This window comes from Streptomyces sp. NPDC127108 (assembly GCF_042677545.1).
Classification (GTDB): Bacteria; Actinomycetota; Actinomycetes; order Streptomycetales; family Streptomycetaceae; genus Streptomyces.
The window spans coordinates 178,704-198,812 of record NZ_JBHXTE010000003.1 but is presented as its reverse complement, the minus strand read 5'-3'; the positions used below and the strand labels follow the sequence as shown (position 1 = coordinate 198,812).

19 protein-coding genes are annotated in these 20,109 nt (G+C 72.5%); 13 read left to right on the top strand and 6 right to left on the bottom strand.

Annotated elements, in window-relative coordinates; all coding sequences use genetic code 11:
- The first annotated feature begins 5 nt into the window (after positions 1–5).
- Positions 6–350: a hypothetical protein gene (locus ACFVHO_RS03975; protein ID WP_385710088.1), complete on the top strand. Its 345-nt coding sequence runs from the start codon at positions 6–8 to the stop codon at positions 348–350.
- Between the two features lie 32 nt (positions 351–382).
- Here ACFVHO_RS03975 and ACFVHO_RS03970 read toward each other — a convergent pair whose 3' ends face one another.
- Both ACFVHO_RS03970 and ACFVHO_RS03965 read right to left on the bottom strand, forming a co-directional pair.
- On the bottom strand, positions 383–1,336 hold the full coding sequence (locus tag ACFVHO_RS03970; protein WP_385709788.1) for an esterase/lipase family protein: 954 nt from the start codon (positions 1,334–1,336) through the stop codon (positions 383–385).
- A 252-nt stretch (positions 1,337–1,588) separates the two neighbouring features.
- Positions 1,589–2,668, bottom strand: a complete 1,080-nt coding sequence (locus ACFVHO_RS03965) for a PP2C family protein-serine/threonine phosphatase (RefSeq protein ID WP_385709785.1) — start codon at positions 2,666–2,668, stop codon at positions 1,589–1,591.
- 185 nt (positions 2,669–2,853) lie between these two features.
- On the opposite strand from ACFVHO_RS03965, the gene ACFVHO_RS03960 reads away from it, so the two are divergent.
- Together ACFVHO_RS03960 and ACFVHO_RS03955 are read left to right on the top strand one after the other, a co-directional pair.
- The gene (locus tag ACFVHO_RS03960; RefSeq protein ID WP_385709783.1) at positions 2,854–5,115 is read left to right on the top strand and encodes an ATP-binding protein; all 2,262 of its coding nucleotides are present in this window, start codon (positions 2,854–2,856) and stop codon (positions 5,113–5,115) included.
- Between the two features lie 109 nt (positions 5,116–5,224).
- The gene (locus tag ACFVHO_RS03955) at positions 5,225–5,899 is read left to right on the top strand and encodes a TetR/AcrR family transcriptional regulator (RefSeq protein ID WP_385709780.1); all 675 of its coding nucleotides are present in this window, start codon (positions 5,225–5,227) and stop codon (positions 5,897–5,899) included.
- A gap of 34 nt (positions 5,900–5,933) precedes the next feature.
- Here the strand turns inward: ACFVHO_RS03955 and ACFVHO_RS03950 are convergent, their stop codons facing one another.
- Positions 5,934–6,800 (bottom strand): LLM class flavin-dependent oxidoreductase, encoded by an 867-nt coding sequence (locus tag ACFVHO_RS03950; RefSeq protein ID WP_385709778.1) that lies wholly within the window; start codon positions 6,798–6,800, stop codon positions 5,934–5,936.
- 770 nt (positions 6,801–7,570) lie between these two features.
- On the opposite strand from ACFVHO_RS03950, the gene ACFVHO_RS03945 reads away from it, so the two are divergent.
- The 4 genes from ACFVHO_RS03945 (at position 7,571) to ACFVHO_RS03930 (ending at position 10,620) form a co-directional block, all read left to right on the top strand.
- Positions 7,571–8,182: a hypothetical protein gene (locus tag ACFVHO_RS03945; RefSeq protein ID WP_385709775.1), complete on the top strand. Its 612-nt coding sequence runs from the start codon at positions 7,571–7,573 to the stop codon at positions 8,180–8,182.
- A gap of 5 nt (positions 8,183–8,187) precedes the next feature.
- Positions 8,188–9,228 carry a hypothetical protein gene (locus ACFVHO_RS03940; RefSeq protein WP_385709772.1) on the top strand — a complete coding sequence of 347 codons (1,041 nt, stop codon included), beginning with the start codon at positions 8,188–8,190 and terminating at the stop codon, positions 9,226–9,228.
- 131 nt (positions 9,229–9,359) lie between these two features.
- Complete coding sequence (locus tag ACFVHO_RS03935; RefSeq protein ID WP_385709769.1) at positions 9,360–9,851, top strand: cupin domain-containing protein; 492 nt, start codon at positions 9,360–9,362, stop codon at positions 9,849–9,851.
- Positions 9,844–10,620, top strand: coding sequence for an SDR family NAD(P)-dependent oxidoreductase (locus ACFVHO_RS03930; protein ID WP_385709766.1), 777 nt, complete (start codon positions 9,844–9,846; stop codon positions 10,618–10,620). Before ACFVHO_RS03935 ends, ACFVHO_RS03930 begins: the two co-directional genes overlap by 8 nt.
- A 443-nt stretch (positions 10,621–11,063) precedes the next feature.
- On the opposite strand, the gene ACFVHO_RS03925 is transcribed toward ACFVHO_RS03930, so the two are convergent.
- Positions 11,064–12,686, bottom strand: a complete 1,623-nt coding sequence (locus ACFVHO_RS03925; RefSeq protein ID WP_385709763.1) for an MFS transporter — start codon at positions 12,684–12,686, stop codon at positions 11,064–11,066.
- A gap of 214 nt (positions 12,687–12,900) precedes the next feature.
- Between ACFVHO_RS03925 and ACFVHO_RS03920 the strand changes: the two genes are divergently transcribed.
- The 3 genes from ACFVHO_RS03920 to merB all read left to right on the top strand — a co-directional run bounded on the left by ACFVHO_RS03920 (position 12,901) and on the right by merB (position 14,875).
- The gene (locus ACFVHO_RS03920; protein ID WP_385709760.1) at positions 12,901–13,656 is read left to right on the top strand and encodes a TetR/AcrR family transcriptional regulator; all 756 of its coding nucleotides are present in this window, start codon (positions 12,901–12,903) and stop codon (positions 13,654–13,656) included.
- A gap of 110 nt (positions 13,657–13,766) precedes the next feature.
- Complete coding sequence (locus ACFVHO_RS03915; protein ID WP_385709757.1) at positions 13,767–14,258, top strand: hypothetical protein; 492 nt, start codon at positions 13,767–13,769, stop codon at positions 14,256–14,258.
- Entirely contained in the window at positions 14,255–14,875 is a 621-nt protein-coding gene (gene merB / locus ACFVHO_RS03910) for an organomercurial lyase (protein ID WP_385709756.1), read from the top strand. Before ACFVHO_RS03915 ends, merB begins: the two co-directional genes overlap by 4 nt.
- 9 nt (positions 14,876–14,884) lie before the next feature.
- Here the strand turns inward: merB and ACFVHO_RS03905 are convergent, their stop codons facing one another.
- Positions 14,885–15,793, bottom strand: coding sequence for a LysR family transcriptional regulator (locus ACFVHO_RS03905; RefSeq protein ID WP_385709753.1), 909 nt, complete (start codon positions 15,791–15,793; stop codon positions 14,885–14,887).
- 204 nt (positions 15,794–15,997) lie between these two features.
- On the opposite strand from ACFVHO_RS03905, the gene ACFVHO_RS03900 reads away from it, so the two are divergent.
- Positions 15,998–17,302, top strand: a complete 1,305-nt coding sequence (locus ACFVHO_RS03900; protein WP_385709750.1) for an SGNH/GDSL hydrolase family protein — start codon at positions 15,998–16,000, stop codon at positions 17,300–17,302.
- A 125-nt stretch (positions 17,303–17,427) separates the two neighbouring features.
- On the opposite strand, the gene ACFVHO_RS03895 is transcribed toward ACFVHO_RS03900, so the two are convergent.
- Positions 17,428–17,823: a hypothetical protein gene (locus ACFVHO_RS03895; protein ID WP_385709747.1), complete on the bottom strand. Its 396-nt coding sequence runs from the start codon at positions 17,821–17,823 to the stop codon at positions 17,428–17,430.
- A gap of 227 nt (positions 17,824–18,050) precedes the next feature.
- Between ACFVHO_RS03895 and ACFVHO_RS03890 the strand changes: the two genes are divergently transcribed.
- Both ACFVHO_RS03890 and ACFVHO_RS03885 read left to right on the top strand, forming a co-directional pair.
- Positions 18,051–19,109, top strand: a complete 1,059-nt coding sequence (locus ACFVHO_RS03890; protein ID WP_385709744.1) for an ATP-binding cassette domain-containing protein — start codon at positions 18,051–18,053, stop codon at positions 19,107–19,109.
- Positions 19,106–19,951, top strand: a complete 846-nt coding sequence (locus ACFVHO_RS03885; protein WP_385709741.1) for an ABC transporter permease — start codon at positions 19,106–19,108, stop codon at positions 19,949–19,951. Before ACFVHO_RS03890 ends, ACFVHO_RS03885 begins: the two co-directional genes overlap by 4 nt.
- Positions 19,952–20,109: the final 158 nt, after the last annotated feature.

Genomic DNA, 20,109 nt, shown 5'->3' with positions numbered 1-20,109 from the left:
CCGCGATGGACGAGCGCGGAGCCGACGCGCGGGCGCTGGTGCGGGACCTGGAGGGGCTGCTGCTCGTCGAGGCCGCCCGGGCGGAGAGCCGGGCGGCGGCCGAGCGGTTCTGCGGCCGGCTCCCCTGGCTCACGGAAGGCCAGCGCGAGGAGGTGGAGCGGCAGTACACCGAGGAACACATGGTGCTCGTCCGGCGCGCCTGGGACCGCACCGCGGCCCGCTCGCGCGAACTGCGCACCGAGTACGAGGAGGCCTACCGGGTGCTCCAGCGGCGGACGTTCGCGTGGTGCGTGGTGGGGGCGGCGCTGTTCATGGGGGCGGTCCTCGAACTGAGCCGGGGGTGGGGCTAGCCCACCCCCGGCCCGGCCGGGCTACGGCACTGTCAGAGCGGCAGCCCGTAGTCCTCGCACTTGGGCTTGAAGTCCGGCTTGTCGGCGCCGAGGGCGTTGACGACGTTCTGGGTCGTCGGGCCGTCCGTGAACAGGCCGACGTGACCGACGGGGTTCTTCGGGCACTGGTCCTGCACGACGATGTTGCGGACGTTGTCGCCCTTCAGGAAGCCGTTGCTGTACGGGCTCGCGATCAGGTCGTACTTCGTGGCGATGACCGTGTAGCGCACGCCGGGGACGGTGTCGCCGTCGGCCCAGAGCGCCTTCTGGAAGTCGGAGCCCTCCTGCTGGTCCTTGAGGCCCTGCAGGTTCAGGTGGTCGAAGGCGCCGTTGACGATGCCGAGCACACCGAGGGCCTTGCCCAGGTTCACCAGGCCGCTGAGGGTGGTGCCGTGGTTGGTGGGGGCCAGCGCGACGAGCCGGTCGACCTTCTGGGCGCCGCCGAGCCGCTTCATGTAGTAGTTCGGCATCATGCCGCCCTGGGAGTGCCCGAGGACGTCGACCTTCTTGGCGCCGGTGGCGGCGAGCACCTTGTCCACGAACGCGGACATCGTCTCGGCGGACTTGGCGATGTCGGTGAGGCCGCCGACGCGCCCGCCGAAGTTGAACGGGCTGCTCATGCCGTAGTTGAAGGCGTAGACGCAGTGGCCCTCGTTGGCGAGCGTCGGGCCCATCTTGACCCAGTTCGCGCCGAGGTTCACGCCGGTGCCGTGCACGAGCACGACCGGGTTGGGGTGCTTGGCGTCGGGCTTGCAGTTCCAGTCGTTCACGCCGCTCACCGCGTTCGGGCTGAGTAAGAAGTTGCTCACGCCCTCGGCGACACCGCCTACGGGGTACTGCTTGCGCGGCTGTTCGTCGGCCTGTGCCGGGACGGCAGCGGCGGTGAGCGCCGAGGCGGCCAGGGCGCAAGCCGCGGCCCAACGGGCCGGTGCGGAGGCTCGGTTCATGGTTCCGGTCCCTTCGGATGCACGAATGTGATGACTGGACGCAGGCCTGACCGCAAGCCTTGTCATAGGCATGACAGACCTCCGTCCAGAAATCTGAAACGACAGCACTTCAGATTTGGTTACTCGAAAGTAGGGCCGCGGAAACAACCGCGCAAGACTCGTGCGTACGAGAATTCGCGACGCCACGGGAGTTGGCGACGACGGGGGTGACCTCGGGCGACACGGCCCGAACGGGAGAGGCGAGTGGCGCGGTTACGCCGAGGGCCGGGCCGGGCGCGGCCACGAGCCCGGGTCCTGCTCCGGCGCGGGCGCCGTGGGCGTACGGGTGGGCTGGGCGAGCACCACGGTGAGGTCGTCCGCGAGCGGGGCGCCGCCGGTGTGCCGTCGGACCAGGTCCGTCAGGGACGTCAGCGCGTCGGGCAGGGCGGGCTCGGCAAGGGCGGCGTGGACCTGGGGCGCGTCGAGCCGGAAGGGGACGCGGTCGCCGTCGCGGGCGTCGGTGAGGCCGTCGGTGTACAGGAGCAGGCGCTGGCCCGCCGACAGGTGGACGCGCTGCGCGTGCGGGGCGGGGCCGAGGCCGAGCGGGGGCGAGGGACGTGAAGGGACGAGCAGGCTGAGGCGGCGGCCGGTGCGCAGCGGGGCCGGATGGCCGCAGTTGACGATGCGGACCTCGCCGGGGTGGAAGTCGACGAGGAGCAGCGTGACGAAGTCCTCGGGGCCGAGTTCGGGGCGCAGCCGGTCGTCGAGGGCGTGGACGAGCCGGACCGGGTCGGGCTCGGTGGCGGCGGCGCGCCGGAAGGCGGCGAGCGCGGCGGCGGCCACCCGCATCGCCTGCGTCCCGTGCCCCTTGACGTCGGCGAGCAGCAGCCGGGGCCCCGCGGAGGTGAGCACGGCGTCGTGCACGTCGCCGCCGAACAGGGCGTGCGGGTCGAAGGAACGGGTGTGCACGGCGAGGTCGACGTGGCCGACGCGGTCGGGCAGGGGGCGGGCCAGGGCCTCCTGGGCGGTCACGGCGAGTTGGGTCACGTCGGCCAACGCGCGCTCGGCGCGTACGCGGGAATGCGCCGTGAGCACCGCCCACAGCGAGACCGCGGCGACGTTCAGCGCGCCGGCCAGCGCGCTCGGCCGGACGGCCGACGACGCGGCAAGGAGCGTCACGGCGACGGCGACGACCCCCAGGGCGGCGGTGACACGCGCCGACAGGCGGTGGGCGGCAAGGAGCGGCCCGACCAGCGGCAGCCCGTACGAGGGAACGTGCGCGGCCAGCGCGACCGAGGCCGCGACGGCCTGCGCGCCCACTGCCACGGCCAGCCATTTGCGCCGTGTTTCCACTGCGACCCCCTGGTCGTTCGGCGAAGTCCGGTTTCCCCGCGCACGGCCCCTGTGTGCGGGGTACTGTGCCAGCTTCGATGACGGTCCGTGGCCAATTCGCCACAGCCTGCGCGTCGGCCGTCCGGTGACGGCAGCATGGGGGCGGGACCGCCCAGGACACGACGCAGGGGGCGAAAGTGACGGAGTTGCGGGAACCGAAGGCGGGCAGCCCGCCGGCCGGGAGCGGTACGGGACTTGTCGGCCGGCAGGACGAACTGGCCGAGTTGCACGGCCGATTGGCACGCAGCCGCCTCGTCACGGTGAGCGGGGTCGGCGGCGTCGGCAAGACCCGCCTCGCCCGGCAGGCCGCCGCCGACCTGCGCCCGAACTTCCCGGACGGCGTCTGGTGGGCGGAGCTGTCCCCGTTGGAGGACGGCGCGCTGCTGACGTACGCGATCGCCGAGGCGCTGCCCCTGGTCGACCAGAGCGGGCGGCCGATGCTGGAGGTGATCGCCGAGTACGTGGCGGACCGGGAGCTGCTGCTCGTCCTCGACACCTGCGAGCACGTGGTCCACGAGTGCGCCGACGCGGTGTCGGCCCTGCTGATGGCCGCCCCCGGGCTGCGCGTGCTCGCCACCAGCCGCCGTCCGCTCGGCCTGTCCGTCGAGGACGTCGTGCCGCTCGCGCCGCTGCGGGAGGCGGACGCGAGGGCGTTGCTGGCCCTGCGCGTCGGGGAGGCGGCTCCTGGGGGGCACGGCGGGCTCCGTGGCAGTGGTGGTCCTGGCGGCAGCGGGGGCGTTGGTGGTCCCGGCGGCACCGGCGGCGTGGGTGGTCCTGGCGGCGTTGGTGGCCCGGGCGGCACCGGCAGCGTTGGTGGCCCCAGCGGCACCAGCAGCCCCGGCGCTCTCGGCAGCCCCGACGACTCCGACAACCCTGGCGACCCCGGCGACCCCGCCGACCCTGCCGACTCCGACGAAGACAGCGCGGCGGCAGCCCTGTGCCGACGGCTCGAAGGCCTGCCGCTCGCCATCGAGCTGGCCGCAGCCCGACTGCGGGAGATGCCCCCGGCCGAGCTCAACCGGCGCCTCGACGACCGCTTCGAGGTCCTCGGCGAGACCAGGCAGCCCGTCTACGAGGCCGACCCGCCCTGGCACCAGGCGCTGCGCACCGCCATCGGCTGGAGCCACCAGCTGTGCACCCCGGCCCAGCGCCTCGCCTGGGCCCGCCTGTCCGTGTTCGCCGGGACCTTCGACGAGGAGGCGGCACGCCGGGTGTGCGCGGACGAGCGGCTGCCCGACCGGGACGTGTCGGACCTGCTCGCGTCGCTCGTGCAGAGCTCGATCGTGGAGTGGGTCCCCGCCGGGTCCGTGTCGCGCTACCGGATGCTGGACACCATCCGCGAGTTCGGCCTGTTCTGGCTGCGCGGACTCGGCGAGGAGCAGGAGGTGCGGCGCCGCCACGTCGACCACTACCTGGCGCTCGCCCACACCGCCGACGCCGCCTGGTCGGGCCCCGACCAGGTCGCCTGGTACCACCGTACGAACGCCGAGCACGCCAACTTCCGCGCCGCGCTGGACTTCTGCCTCGCCGAAGGCGACGGGCACCGCGCCCAGGAGCTGAGCGGAGCCCTGTGGTTCGTCTGGTTCGCCTGCGGCTTCGCCACCGAAGGGCGGCACTACCTGGACCGGGCCCTGGCGCTGCGACACACGCCCGGCCACGTCCGGGGCAAGGCGCTGTGGGCCAGCGGTCTGGTCTCCCTGGGCCAGGGGGACTCGGAGGCGGTCCTCCGCACGGCCCTGGCGCTGCGGGACGCCACGGACGGCGACGACGACCTGACCGCACGGCAGGCCTCCGCCTACCTGACCGGCGGGGCCCTCAGCACCAGCGGGCGGCACGCGCAGGCGATCGAGACGTTCGACTCGGTGTCGCGCTCGAAGCCCGCACCCGGCCGCTACGACTCGGCATGGGGCCTGATCCGCACCGCCCGCGCCTTCTCGCACGTCTTCCTCGGCCAGTTCGACGAGGCCGCGGCCGTCTCGGCGGAGCTGTGCGCCGAGTGCACCCGCGTCGGCGAGCTGTGGCTGCACGCCTACGGCGACTACACACGTGCCCTCGCCGAGCTCTCCCGGGGCCGACCCGCCGAGGCCGTCACGCACGCCCGCGCAGCGGTGCGGGGCAAGCTCCGCTTCCACGACAGCCTCGGCATCGCGCTCTCCCTCGACCTGCTGGCCTCGGCGTCCGTCGCCTCCCGGGACGCCGAGCAGGCCGCCCGTCTGCTCGGCAGCGCCGACCAGCTCTGGCAGGCCATCGGCAGCGCGCGCGTCGGCTCCCAGGAGTTCGCCGCCGCGCGCCGGGCCTGCGAGGCCGGGGCCCGCGGCCTCATCGGCGACGAGGCGTACGGGGCCGCGTTCCGCGTGGGGTACGAGAACGACCTGGACGCGGTCGTCTCGGACGCGCTCGCGGTGTGAGCGCGGGGCCCGCGGGAACCCGGCACGGGAGATCCGTGTGAGCGACAATTCCCGTGGAGGGACTGGGAGTTGCCGCAGAGGTGCAGAAAGGGCGAGGGGAGCGGAATCAGTGTTGTCCGACGAGGCACGGGACGCGCGGCGGGCTTCCCGTGCGTACGGGGGCAAGTCCGCCGAACAGCGCCGGGCCGAGCGCCGACGGCGGCTCCTTGAGGCGGCCGTCGAGCTCTTCGGCGCGGGCCCCGGCGCGTACCGCTCCGCGTCGGTGGCGACGCTGTGCGCGCGGGCCGACCTGTCGACGCGGCAGTTCTACGAGGAGTTCCGCAACCTCGAAGAGGTGCTCGCCGTGCTCCACGGGCACGTGCAGAAGGCGGCGCAGGCCGCGATCGTGGAGGCCCTCGCCACGGCGACGGAGGGCAGCGTCCGCGAGCGCGCCGACACCGCGTTCCGCGCGTACGCACGGGTGCTCACGGCCAATCCGCATCTCGTGCGGATCGCCTTCGTCGAGGTCACGGGCGTCAGCCCCGAGCTGGAGAAGCAGCGCCTCGAAGCCCGCAAGGGCTGGGTGGACCTCCTGGTCGCCGCCCTCGACCAGGCCGCGGCGCACGGCGAGATAGGGGCGCGGGACTACCGGATCGCGGCGCAGGGGTTCGTCGCCGCGGTCAACGGCCTGCTGTACGACTGGACGGCGGGGTACGTCGACGCGAGCCTGGACACGATCGTGGACGAGCTGCTGCTGATGTTCATGGGGCTCCTGCAGCCGCCGGAGGGAGGCCGGGTGGCATAGCGGCACCGCCCCCCCCCCGACGGCCCGGCGGGGGCTACAACTCCGGCGGCCCCTGCTCGATCCGGCGCAGCACCGCGTCGAGGCTGTCGATGCCGGGACCGGTCTGGAGCTGGCGTTCGTCCCACCAGGTGGCGCCCGCGTCGCGGAGCGGGCCGAGCAGGTCGCGGGCCCGGGCGGAGTCGCCGGGCGTGGCGCCGCCGAGGACGAACTCGTACGGCGCCGCCGCGTCATCCCGCCGCCCCTTCACGTACGCCACCAGCTCCCGCACCTCCTCCAGCGGCGGGATCTCCCCGTGCCGGGCCGACTCGAACAGCGGGACCGCGCCGTCCCAGCGCGCCGCGCGCCGCATCGGCGGCCGGTTCGGCCAGAAGCCCGCGATCCACACGGGCGGACGGGGCCGCTGCGCGGACGCGGGCAGCAGCTGCACGTCGTCGACGCGGAAGTGCTTGCCCTCGTGCGTGACCGGCTCCCCCGACCAGTACCGGTCGAGCAGGCCGAGCCCCTCGTCGAGCAGCTCGGCGAGCACCTTCGGATCGGTGGGCTCGCCGAAGCTCGCGTACTCGTCCTTCACGGGACCGCCGAGCCCCGCCGCGAACGTCACCCGGCCACCGCTGAGCACGTCCAACGTGGCGACCTGCCGCGCCAGTTGCTGCGGCCGCCGCCGGGCCACCGGCGTGACCAGCGTCCCCAGCCGGATCCGCTCCGTCGCGAGCGCGGCCGCCGTCAGGAGCATCCAGGGATCCCCGAACGGCTTCCCGCGCTGCACCTCCTTGTCGTGCACGACGTGATCCCACACGAACAACCCGTCCCAGCCCGCCTGTTCGGCGGCGACCGCCACCCGGGCGACGGTCCTGGCGTCCGCGAAGTCACCGAAGTTCGGAATGTTGATCGAGAAGCGCATGCGGGCATCGTGACGCGAGGGGGCCGGGTCGGGCAACGGTGCCGCGCGCCCCGCCCGTGCGGTCCGCGCGCCCTGTCCGTGCGGTCCGCGCGCCCTGTCCGTGCGGTCCGCGCGCCCTGTCCGTGCGGTCCGCGCTGCCTTCCTCCCGTTCTCCCTGCCTTCTCTTCCCGTCTTCCCTTATGGATCTCGCCCCGCCGATAGCATTTCGTCCGTCAGCGGGGCGTGATGTGCCACGGGGCGGGGGGCACCAGGTGCGGGAAATTCCCAACGTACGGTCACGGCAGGCCGATTCCTACCGGTGGACCCCGTTGTCCACTCTCGTCGCACTCGGGGTGACCGGGGCCCTCGTGTTATCCGGATGCGGATCAGGGGATTCGCAAAGCCGTTCCCCTGACGGGTCCCAGAATGACTCTTCGAGCGGCTCTTCGGGAGGGTCCTCGGAAGAGGCTTCGGGGGGATCTTCGGACGGGTCGGGGAATTCGTCCGGGGGGTCGAACGGGGGCGGCGACGGCGGCTCTTCCGGCGGGCCTTCCGGCGGCTCGTCGGGGCGCGGGAAGTCCGACGGCTCGGGGAAGTCCGGCGGCTCGGGCGGGTCCGGTGGCTCGGGCGGGTCCGGTGGGTCCACCTGGGACGGGGGCGACAACGGGGGGTCCACCTGGAAGCCCGGGGAGAACGAGGGCTCGGGGGGCGGCAAGTCGCCCAGGCCCCGGCCGAAGCCCGAGCCGGAGAAGGAGTTCTCGTGGACTCCGCCCGGCCCCCTGTCCCCGGAAATGGACGGGATCAACACCAACCACGTCTATGACCTGGTGCAGGCCAAGAACTGCACCCAGGCGAAGCTTTGGTACGACCGCGCGGGACCCAGGAACTGGCAGGAGAACCCGGCCGGGTGGAAAGTCCTGGAAGGAATGATCGCCGCTTGCTTCGCCGTCGGCGGGTGGGAAGGCGAGTGGCAGAAGGCGATCGCCGCGTACGCCGAAGTCAGGAACCAACCCTCGGGAGACTGCAAGTACATGGCCGCCCGCCGCACGCTGAAGGAGCTCACCGAATTCCGGTCCGCGCATCCGAAGGGAAGGATTCGCGTTCGCCCCGCGGCCGGAGGAACCCAGGCCTGCCCCTCGGACATCACCGACGTGTCCACCAGACAGGCGGCGCACGGTGCCATCGTGTGGGTGAAGGGGACCTGGCCCAGCGAAGTCCGGGTGTATGTGGGCGGCGTCGAAGCCCGCAAGGTCCACAACGAGTACACCACCGACACCCCCTGCTGCTACCTGGCCCGGGTGACCTTCGAGGTTCCTCCGGACGTGCCCACGGGGGCGAGGCGGATCGTCCTGAAAGCCGGGGCCGTCGAACTGGACGCGGGTGAACTCGACATCACGGGCTGACGACCATGGCCGCGCCGGACGACCACTCCTGGTTCAGATCGCTGAGGGCCCGCCTCCGTGGCCGCGGCTCCCCCACACCTGATCCCGACCCCACACCTGATCCCGACCCCACGCCCGTTCCCGCGCCGGGCCCAAGTCCGGCGCCGGAGCCGGAACCAGTCCCCGATCCCACCCCCGAACCCGCCCGGGACCCCGGCCCGGACAGCCCACCGTCCCCCGGCTGGCTGGAACTCCTCGGCACCATCGGCTCACTGGTCTCCCTGCTCGCCGCCGTCCTCTTCTACTTCGGCTGGGCCAGCACCGACGCGGAGACCCGCGCCCTCGGCCTGCGCGACAGCATCTTCCGCTTCTCCACCAGCGATTACCTGCTGCGCAGCGTCCAGGCCCTCTATCTGCCCGTGCTCCTGCTCATCGGCGCCCTCCTCGCCGCCATCGGGCTCCAGCACTGGGTCATGAAGTCCCCCGGCCGGGCCGAGACCGTCGTACGGCGCATGGGCTGGGGATGGCTGCTCCCCGTCGTCCTCGCGCTCTGCTACCCCCTGCACCCTGCCCTCTTCGAGCTGCTGCTCCCCCTCGCCGCCATCCCCGGGTTCCTGGCCACGGCGTACGCACTCACCCGGCCCGGACCCGGACCCGCCCACCGCAGGCAGCGGCTCCAGATCTGGGCCCTCACCCTCCTCCTGTGCGTGCTCTCCCTCTTCTGGGCGGTCTCCTCGTACGCGGGAGTCGTCGGCCGCGGCCGCGCGGAGAAGGCGGCGCGGGCCGTGAACACCCCCGCCTTCCCCAGCGTCGTCGTCTTCAGCAAGAAGGACCTGATGATCCGGGAGGCCGGGGTCTGCGACCAGCGCGTGACCGCCAAGGGCAGCGCCTACGGATACCGCTACTCCGGGCTCCGGCTGTTCTACGTGTCCGGGGACCGCATCTTCCTCGTGGGACGGAACTGGAGTCCTTCGCAGGGAACGTTGTGGACCGTGCGGGAGAGCGAGACCGTACGGGTGGAGTATGTGAGCGGGACCCCCGGGCGGCAGGAGGGGTGCGGCGGCTAGAAGAGGCCGCGCCGACGCCTCCGGGCGTACCTGCCCCGCACCGGGCCGGTGGGGAGTTACCGTGCTGGCGGAGCGCGCGGGCAGGACCAGCCGGTCGAGCGCGACGACGGAGAGGCAGGCGAGGGAACGGTATGGCGAGATCCCCTGTGACGCCCGAGGAGTTGATCGCCCGGCACGGTCTCGAACCGCTGCCCTTCGAAGGCGGACGTTTCCGCCAGACGTGGGCGGGACCACCGGACACCGCGTCCGGCCACCCCGCCGGTACGGCGATCATCATGCTCCTGACGTCCGCCACGGGTGACTTCTCCGCGATGCACCGCCTACCCACCGACGAGGTCTGGCACTTCTACCAGGGCGACCCCCTCGACCTCCTGCTCCTGCACCCCGACGGGACCGACGAACTGCGGATACTGGGCGACGGGGACGGCGAGGAGTTCCAGTTCGTCGTGCGCGCGGGCACGTGGATGGGGGCGCGGGTGCGGGACGGGGGCGAGTGGTCGTTGTTCGGGACGACCATGGCGCCCGGGTTCCTGGAGACGGACTACGAAGGCGGCGACCCGGACACGTTGGCCGACCGCTACCCCCAACAAGCCGAACTCATCCGGAGGTTGTGCCGTGTCTGATGCCGGGCTGCCCTCACTGGCGGGACGGGTGGCGCTCGTGACCGGCGCCAGCGGACTCCTCGGCGGCGGCATCGCGCGCAGCTTCGCGCGGGCGGGCGCCGCCGTCGTCGTGCACTGCAACAAAGGTGTCGAACGGGCGCGGCAAGTCGCCGACGAGATCGGGGAGTCCGGCGGTGACGCCCTCGTCGTCGCCGCCGATCTGGGCGAGGAACGGGAGTGCCGGCGGCTGGTCGAGGAGGCGTACGGCTGGCGGGGGCGCCTCGACTCACTCGTCAACAACGCCGGGGTGCAGCCCGTGCAGGAGCTCGCGGGGATGGCCGTCGGGGACTGGCGGGGGATGTACGACGCCAACGTCACCAGCGCGTTCTGCTGCACGCAGGCCGCCGTCGGGGTCATGGCCGGGCAGGACGGGGGTGGCAGCGTCACCCACATCGCGTCCATCGAAGGGCATCAGCCTGCCGTCGGGCACGCGCACTACAGCGCCGCCAAGGCCGCGCTGATCATGTTCGCCCGGGCGGCGGCCGTGGAGTACGGGGGGCGTGGGGTGCGGGTCAACTCCGTGTCGCCCGGGCTGATCGGGCATCCCTCGTTGGCCTCCGAGTGGCCCGACGGGGTCGAGCGGTGGGGGCGGGCCGCGCCGCTTGTTCGCCTGGGGCGGCCTGAGGATGTGGGGGCGGCGTGTGTGTTTCTCGCGTCGGACGCGGCGGGGTGGATCACGGGCACCGACCTGGTGGTCGACGGCGGAGTCAGCGCACGCTCCACGTGGTGACCCTCGCGGGGCGCCCCAGTCCCGCCCCTTCTCCGATCCCGGGGCTTCGCCCCTGGACCCCAGGGGGTGGGTGTCCCGCTGCCGTGGGACGGGGGCACCGCCGAATCGGCGCTCCGCGCCTCGTCCTCAATCGCCGGACGGGCTGAGATGTGCCGGGCTGTTGGGCAGATGGTGTGAGTTCGGGCGGGTGGGTGGGAGAAAGCCCGTCGTGGGGGTCCCCCCTGCTCCTTAAGAGCTTGGGGGAGTTTGAGGACGAGCGCGGAGCGCGATCGGGGGTGCTCGGTTCGGGCTGAGGGCGCCGGTTTGTTGGGCGGCAGGGGTGCGGCTCGGGCGGGTGGGTGCCCGATCGGGGCTGGGACGACGGCGGCCGCCCGGGGCGCTGGGGAGAGCGCGGGGCGGCCGGCGTCGCGGCGGGCTCGGGCCGGGGCCCGGGGCCGTGGGTCTCAGGGGCCGGGCTTCGGGGCCGTGGCAGCGGCCTCGTCGGAGGCAGGCGCGGCAGCACCCGCCTCGGCGGGCGCACCAGCACCCGCCGACTCCGTACCGGCCTCCGGGACCACCACCGCGTCCGTGGGGGTGCGGTCCTTCATCAGGAGGAGGGAGAGGGCCGCGGCGACGAGGACACCGACGGCACCGACCACGAAGCTCGCGGACATCGCCTCGGTGAAGGCGTCACGGGCGGTGTGGATGAGCGCGGTGTTGCCGGTGCGCGCGGCCTCCGCGAAGGCTTCGACGATGGACTCGTCGGCCTTGCCGGGGGCGTCGGAGGGCATCTCGTTGCCGTACGTGTGGGACAGGATGGAGCCGAGGACGGCGACACCGAGCGCCGCGCCGGCCTGCTGGACGGTGTCGTTGAGGGCCGAGCCGACCCCGGCGTGCTCGGCGGGGACGGCACCCATGAGGGCGGCCTGCGCGGCCGGCATCGCGAGGCCGCCGCCCATGCCCATCAGGATCATGGCGACGGTGACCATGCCGAAGCCGTCACCGGGCTGGAGCGTGGTGAGGGTGAAGAAGCCGGCGGCGGTGATCGTCAGGCCGAGGGCCACCATGACGCGGTTGCCGACCTTCTGGCCGAGGGTGGCGCCGAGGGTGTTGAAGACGAGGGAGGCGACGGCGAGCGGCGCGAAGGCCCAGCCGGTGTCGGTGGGCGAGTACTCCAGGACGAACTGGAGGTACTGGCTGAGGACCAGCATCAGGCCGCCGTTGGCGAAGGTCAGGAGCACGATGGAGAAGCTGGCACCGGTGAAGACGCGGTTGCGGAAGAGGGACAGCGGCACCATCGGCTCGGCCACGCGGGTCTCCCAGAAGCCGAAGCCGACCAGGCTGAGCACGGTCACGATCGCGGCGACGTACACCTTGGGGTCGCCGAGACCCTCCTTCGGCCACTCGGTGATGGTCCAGACGAGGGCCACCATGCCGACGACCGACAGGATCATGCCGACCGGGTCGGCCTTGCGCCAGGGGCCCTTGGACTCGGGCATCAGGACGATCGCGGCGACGATGGCGAGCACGGCGATCGGGACGTTGATCAGGAAGACGGCGCCCCACCAGAAGTGACCGATCAGCGCGCCGCCGAGGACGGGGCCGCCGACGAGTCCGACCATCGCCACGGCGCTCCAGGCCGCGATGGCCTTGGGCCGCTCGTCCTCGTCGAAGACGGTGATGAGGATCGACAGGGTGCTCGGCATGATCAGCGCGCCGCCGACGCCCATGAGGACGCGTCCGGCGATCAGTTGCTCGGGTGACTCGGCGACCGTGGCGAGCAGCGAGGCCGCGCCGAAGAGCACCAGGCCGATGATCATCACCTTGCGGCGGCCGAACCGGTCCGAGAGCGATCCGGAGGTCAGCAGGAGACCCGCGAACACGAGCATGTACGAGTCGAGGATCCACTGGAGGTCGGAGGCGCTCGCGTCCAGGTCCTCCGCGATCGGCGGGACCGACACGGTCAGGACCATGTTGTCGACCACCAGGACCAGCGTGCTCAGGCAGAGCACGACCAGGATCAGCCAGCGCTTCGGATCCCGTGCCACCGCCTTCGCGATGGCTGCCTTCGTTTCCGACCCGTCCATCTCCGGACCTCCCCAATGAGTGATGCGCGAGTGATGCGTGCGTGGTGCGTGGTGCGTGATGTGTGGTGCTTCGCGAACGGTTCCGTACGCCGTTCGCTCGCTCCGCACACTGTACGTACGCCGCACAGTGTTCGCAAGGCCCGAACGGCGTGCGCCCGCTGCGCTAGGGTGGAGGGGACGAGACGCACTCGCCGAGCAGAAAAGGGGTGGCCGCATGCCACGCGCCGCGCAGCCGACCAAGCCGTCGTCCGACCCGTCGACCGGATCCGTGTGGACCCGTCCACAGCGCTCACGCCGCGAGCAGCCCGCGCTCAGCCGGGACCAGATCGTCGCCGAGGCCATCGCCCTGCTCGACTCCGACGGCATCGAGGCGCTGAGCATGCGCAAGCTCGGCACCCGCCTGAACGCCGGGGCCACCTCGCTCTACACGCACGTGTCCAACAAGGACGAGCTGATCGAGCTGGTCGTGGACCGGGTCTACGGCGAGATCGAGGTGCCGAAGGCCGCCTCCCGCGCCGAGTGGCGCGCCGCCGCCCTGGAGTGCGGCAACAACGTGCGCTCCGCGATCCTCGGGCACCCCTGGATCGCCTCCGTGCTCGGCGAGATGGGCATGTCGTACCTGGGGCCGAACATGATGCGGCTCACCGAGGACATGCTCGAACTCTTCGAGTCCGGCGGCTTCGACCTGGACCAGGGCGAGATGGCGCTCAAGACCATCTGGTCGTACGTCCTCGGCATCGCCGCCACCGAGGCCGCCTGGATGACGGCGCTCGCCCGCAGCGGCCAGGGCGAGGACGAGTGGCTCGAGGGGATGGCGTCGATCGCCGAGCAGGCCATGGCGCCCTACCCGCGCATGCGGCGGCTGCACGCCGAGCAGACCTCGGGCGGCGTGGCCGAGACCCGGCGCAGCAACTTCGACCAGGGACTGGAATGCATCCTGGACGGTCTGGAGGCCCAGCGCAGGAAGTAGTCCCCCCGGGCGGGGCCACGCCCGGGTGGGGCCGTGGTCCCAGCGGAGCCGTCGCCCCGAATGGCCCGTCCCGCGTGGCCCTCCGCCCGGGCGCGCCAGAGGCTCGGACCATGGACTCTGCACAGCGCGGCACCCCCGCACCGGCCTCCGGCCCCACCCTGTTCGCCGGTGTCCTGATGCTCGTCAACGGCGTGCTCAGCGTCCTCGCGGGCATCACGGGCATCGCGAAGGACGACGTGTACGCCCGCCTCGGCGACTACGTCTACAAGTTCAATCTCACCACCTGGGGCTGGATCCACCTGGTGCTCGGAGTGGTCGTCGCCGTCACCGGCTGGGGCGTGCTCAAGGGCATGGAGTGGGCCCGCGGGATGGGCGTGGGACTGGCGGCGGTGAGCATCGTCGCCCAGTTCCTGTGGCTGCCGTACACACCGCTGTGGGCGCTCGTCTCGATCGCGCTCGGCATGTTCGTGATCTGGGCGCTGTGCGCGGACGGGCCCGGCGCGACGAGGTCCGGGGCGGACCGGTCCGGGGCGGACGCGTCCGGCAAGGGCGGCCCCGGCAGCGGCGGCGCGGACCGTCCCGGCGCGGCCCCCGGCCTGTGAACCCGCCCGCCGCCGCACTCGGCGACCAGCTCGTCGCCAAGTGGACCTCGCCGCAGGGCGCGCGACTCCGCGCCGCGGGCGCGAAGATCGTCGACGGTCTGCTCGAACTCGGCCCGCTCACCCACGAGCGGGCCGGGCGCATGCTCGGCTGGCCGCCGCACGAGGTCCTGCCCCGCTTCGAGGCCATGGACTTCCGCCTGGAGACCGACCCCGACGGCAACATCATCGGCGCGGGCGTCTCCCTGAACGCCGACCGCCCGCACTCCATGGAGCTGCGCGGCCGCACCGTACGCGGCTGGTGCGCCCTGGACGCCCTGATGTTCCCCGTCGTCCTCGACGAGTCGGTCTCCCGGATCACGTCCCGCTGCGCCACCACCGGCGAGCCCGTCCACGCCACCGTCACCCCGTCCGGCGTACGCGACGTCCACCCCGCCACGGCCGCCGTCACCCTGGCCCCGGCCACCGGCGCCGACATCCGCGAGGTCTTCTGCGACCGCGTCAACTTCTACGCCAGCGAGGCCCTGGCGACGGACGCCAGCCTCCAGGACACGGACCTGGCGGTGTGCTCGACGGCGGAGGCGTGGACGGTGGCGAAACGCCTGGCGGACCTGTTCTGACCCGGTCCCTCAAAAAGCGGCGGGCCCGCCGTTGGCGGCCAGAACGTCCCTCACCGTCCGAATGAACGCGTCCCCGCGAGACCCCGTGCTGCCGGTCCGCCACACCAGTGCCACGTCCGCCGTGGGCAGGTCGTGCACGGGCACGAACACCACGTCGGGACGCGAGTAGTACGTCTCCACGGAGGCGATGACCGGGGACACCCCCTGCCCCGTGGCGACGAGCGTCATCAGCTCCTGGAACGTCGCCACCGCCTGCCCGCGCCGGATCTCACGGCCGCTCGGCGTGCGCGGCGGCACGTGGAAGTCCCACCAGTACGCGGGCGCGCCGCCCGCCACCCGGAAGAACGTCTCGCCCGCGAGGTCCTCGAAGGACAGCGAGGTCCGGCCGGCGAAGCGGTGGCCGACGGGCACGGCGAGGGCGCGGTGTTCGGTGATGACGACGGGGCCCACCGTCAGGTCGGGCTCCGCCACCGGCAGGCATGTGAACAGCATGTCGATGTCGCCCGCGCGGAGCGCGCCCAGCGGATCCTGGAACTGCGTCTCGCGCATCCGCACCTCGCACCCGGGGCACCGCTCCCGGAACAGCTTCAGGATCGGCTGTGTGAGCGACCCGGCCCCGGAGCCGAGGAAGCCGACGCCCAACTCCCCGTCGATGCCCCGCGCCTGGTCCTTGGCCCGGGCCACGGCCTCCTCCATCCGGTGGTGCAGCGGCGCGAGGTCGTCGTACAACTGCCTCCCCAGCGGGGACATCCGCACCACGCGGCTGGTGCGTTCGAAGAGCGGGGCGCCGATCTTGCGCTCCAGCTTCTTCACGGTCTGGCTGACCCGCGCCTGCGAGAGCAGCAGGCGCTCGGCGGTGCGGCCGAAGTGCAACTCCTCGGCGAGGGTCAGAAAGGTCTGCAGTTCCTGTCGTTCCACGGCGCGCTCCCCCTTGCGTAAGCCCTGCGAACAGCAACACCGGCAGGGCCCGGCATCCTTCCCGTACTGCCTGACCTGCATCGATAAGCCTCAGCGTCGAGATCGTTTCACGGATCGCCGTTGATGGTCCCGTGTGATCGGCGGATCTTGGAGGAGTCGGAGCGGCAGCCCGCCGAAACCGGCACCTACCCACAGGAGTTCATGATGTTCTCGCGTACCCGCACCGTCGCCGTCGCTGTCGCTCTCGCCGTCACCGCCGGTACCGCCGTCTCCGTCGCCCAGGCCTCCGACGGCGGCGCGGGACAAGGCCGCCACGCAGCCGGGAAGGGGGTCGCCTGGTCCGCCGCCTGGGCCGCGTCGCCGCAGCGGCCGAGCACCGGGTTCAAGGCCAACTGGTCCGAGGCGGGCTTCGACAACCACACCGTGCGGCAGGTCGTCCGCGTGACCGAGGGCGGCGACAGAGCCCGCGTGCGCCTCTCCAACGCGTACGGCGCCTCGGCGCTGCGCGTCGCGAGCGCCACCGTCGCCCGCACCGAGGGCGGCAAGGGCGCGGGCGTCGAGCGCGGCTCGGTGCGCACGCTCACCTTCGGCGGGAAGAAGTCGGTGACCGTCCCCGCGGGCGGTCAGCTCTCCAGCGACGCCGCCGGGCTCGACCTGGACCGCTTCGAGTCCGTCACGGTCACCCTGCACCTGGCCGGCACCACCGGGCCCGCCACCTTCCACTCGCAGGCCTTCGCGACCAGCTACCGGGCCGACGGCGACCACACCCGCGACACCGGCGCCGGTGCCTTCAAGGAGTCGACCGAGTCCTGGTACTACCTGTCCGGCGTGGACGTGACCGACAGCAGGAAGGCGGGCGGGCGGGCCACCGCGCGGGACGGCGTCGTCCTCTTCGGCGACTCCATCACCGACGGCTTCGCCTCCTCCACCGACCTCAACCGCCGCTGGTCCGACGCGCTCGCCGAGCGCCTCGCCAAGTCCGGCAAGCCCCGGCCCGTCGTCAACTCGGGCATCGGCGGCAACATGGTCCTCAACGACTCGGCCTGGTACGGCGCCAAGGGCACGGGCCGCATCGGCCGGGACGCCCTCGACCTGCCCGGCGTCGGCACCGTCGTGATCCTCGAAGGCGTCAACGACATCGGCTTCAGCGAGACCGACAAGCCCACCTACAAGCCCGCGCCGATCGTCAGCGCCGACGAACTCATCGCCGGGCACCGCAAGTTGATCCGCGCCGCCCACGACAAGGGCCTGAAGGCCGTCGGCGCGACGCTGCTCCCGCTCGGCGGCTCCGACCACTACGGCGAGCGCGCCGCCGCGGTCAGCGACAAGTTCAACGAGTGGGTGCGCACGTCCGGTGAGTACGACGGCTACGTCGACTTCGACAAGGCCCTCGCCGACCCGAAGGACCCGGAGCGGATCCGGCCCGCGTACGACAGCGGCGACCACCTGCACCCGAACGACGCCGGGTACGCGGCCATGGCGCGGGCCGTCGACCTCGGCTCGCTCTGAGCACCTGAGCACCTGAGCGCCTGAGCACCGCGGCGCGCGCGGCCGGGGCGGCGGGTCCGCCCCGGCCGCTTTCGTCGTGCCCGGACGCGGGACCGTACGGTCACTTCCGCGTGGAGACCGTACGGTCACTCCCGCGTGTAGAAGCGGTAGAACGTCACCGCGAACACGCTCGCGGCCACCGCCCCCGCCATCCCCACCGACCGCAGCACACTCGCGTCGGTGAGGCTGTACAGGAAGCCGAAGGACACGCCCGCGAAGGTCGCCCAGGCCGCGGCGCGCAGCTCGCGCGGCAGGGCGGGGGCGACGCGGCGCACGGCCACGTACAGCGCGCCGAAGGCGATGCCGGAGACCACGCCGAAGAGGACGTTCCCGCCGGTGATCGGTCCGCCGCCGCGGTTGTTCGCGGCGGCCCAGAGGCCGTAGACGACGGCGAGGAGGGCGGGGCCCGCCCAGGTGCCGGAGAGCGCGCGGATGCCGGGGAGGGTGGGGGTGCCGGGCGCGCCGTGTGCGGTGTGAGCCATGACGGCTCCTCTCTGCTCACGCCTTGCGGCGTACTGCTCACGCCTTGCGGCGTCCCATCAAGGAAACACCCGTTCGACGCAGCGTTCCACCGGAGCCCGTGCCACGCTGGGAATCGGCTACCCGTTCGGCGATGAGTTTCCGCCACGGGTCCGGTCTCCCCTCATGACGAGCCGCTGCCGAGCACCCGACGAGCGGCCGACGATCCGCAAGCGGAGGGCGCAGGGACATGAGCAGCAAGCAGCCGCACCGAGGCCCCGGGCCCGGTGGCCTGGCCATCGAGACCGTCGGCCTGGTGAAGACCTTCGGCGACAACCGCGCGGTCGACGGCGTCGACCTCGCCGTACCGGCCGGAACGGTCTACGGGGTCCTCGGGCCGAACGGCGCGGGCAAGACCACGACCGTGAAGATGCTGGCCACGCTGCTGCGCCCGGACGGCGGCGAGGCGCACGTATTCGGCCACGACGTGGTCCGCGAGGCCGACACCGTCCGCGGCCTGGTCAGCCTCACCGGGCAGTACGCCTCGGTCGACGAGGACCTCACCGGCACCGAGAACCTGGTGCTCCTGGCCCGCCTGACCGGCCACGGCAAGAAGGCCGCGTACAGCCGCGCGGAGCAGCTCCTCGACGCCTTCGGCCTCGGCGACGCCGCGTCCCGGCAGGTCAAGAACTACTCGGGCGGCATGCGGCGGCGCATCGACATCGCCGCGTCCATCCTCAACACCCCCGACCTGCTGTTCCTCGACGAGCCGACGACGGGCCTCGACCCGCGCAGCCGCAACCAGGTCTGGGACATCGTCCGCGCGGTCGTCGGCCACGGCACCACCGTGCTCCTGACCACGCAGTACCTGGACGAGGCCGACCAGCTCGCGGCCCGCATCGCCGTCATCGACAAGGGCAAGGTCATCGCCGAGGGCACCAAGGGCGAGCTGAAGGCGTCCGTCGGCGCGGGCTCGGTGCACGTCCGCCTGCGCCACGCCGAGCAGCGCCCGCAGGCCGAGGAGGTCCTCCGCATCGCCCTCGACGCCCGGATCCAGCTCGAACCCGACCCGGTCGCGCTCACCGCCCGCGTCGGCGAGGGCTCGTCGAACGGCCGGGGCGCCGCCGAGCAGGCCTCCCGGGCCCTCGCCGAACTGGCCCGCAGCGGCATCACCGTCGACAACTTCTCCCTGGGCCAGCCCAGCCTCGACGAGGTGTTCCTCGCCCTGACCGGCCACCCCAGCGAACCCCAGTCCCCGCTCGGCGCCGACACCCCGCAGGACCGAGAGGAAGCAGAGGTCTCCCGATGAGCACCGCGACCACCACCGAGGCCCAGGACCTCGCTCCGGTCCGCACGGAGTCCCTGGCCGAACTGCTCATCGCCAAGGACCGCCCGAAGCGGCCCAGCGCCCTCTCGGCGTCCCTGACCTTCGGCTGGCGCGCCATCCTCAAGATCAAGCACGTGCCGGAGCAGCTGTTCGACGTCACGGCGTTCCCGATCATGATGGTGCTGATGTACACGTACCTCTTCGGAGGTGCCCTCGCCGGATCCCCGCGCGAGTACATCCAGTACCTGCTTCCCGGCATCCTGGTGATGTCCGTCGTCATGATCACGATGTACACGGGCGTCTCGGTCAACACCGACATCGAGAAGGGCGTCTTCGACCGCTTCCGCTCGCTGCCCATCTGGCGGCCCTCGACGCTCGTCGGCTACCTCCTCGGGGACGCCCTGCGGTACGCGATGGCGTCCGCCGTGATGCTCACCGTCGGCATCATCATGGGCTTCCGCCCGGACAGCGCGCTCGGCGTCCTCGGCGGCGTACTCCTGCTGCTCGTCTTCGCGTTCGCCTTCTCCTGGGTGTGGACGATGTTCGGGCTGCTCCTTCGCACCGAGAAGTCCGTGATGGGCGTCAGCATGATGGTGCTGTTCCCGCTGACGTTCCTCAGCGACATCTTCGTGAAGCCCGAGACCATGCCGGGCTGGCTCCAGGCCTTCGTCAACAACAACCCCGTCACGCACGTCGCCTCCGCCGTCCGCGGCCTGATGGCGGGGGACTGGCCGGGCGCCGACATCGCGTGGAGCCTCGGCTGGTCGGGGCTGCTCGTGGCGGTGTTCGGGCCGGTGACGATGCGGCTGTACAACCGCAAGTAGCCGTACGCGGCGAACGTCCGCCCCCGCCCTGCCCCTCTCCCCGCCCCCTCCCGGCCTCCCCGCCCTGCCCCTCGGCGGCGCGCCGACGCCGTCCCACAAAGGCGGGGAATCCTGCCCCCATATGCAGTGACCCCGGTCGCACCGCACGCGGCCGGGGT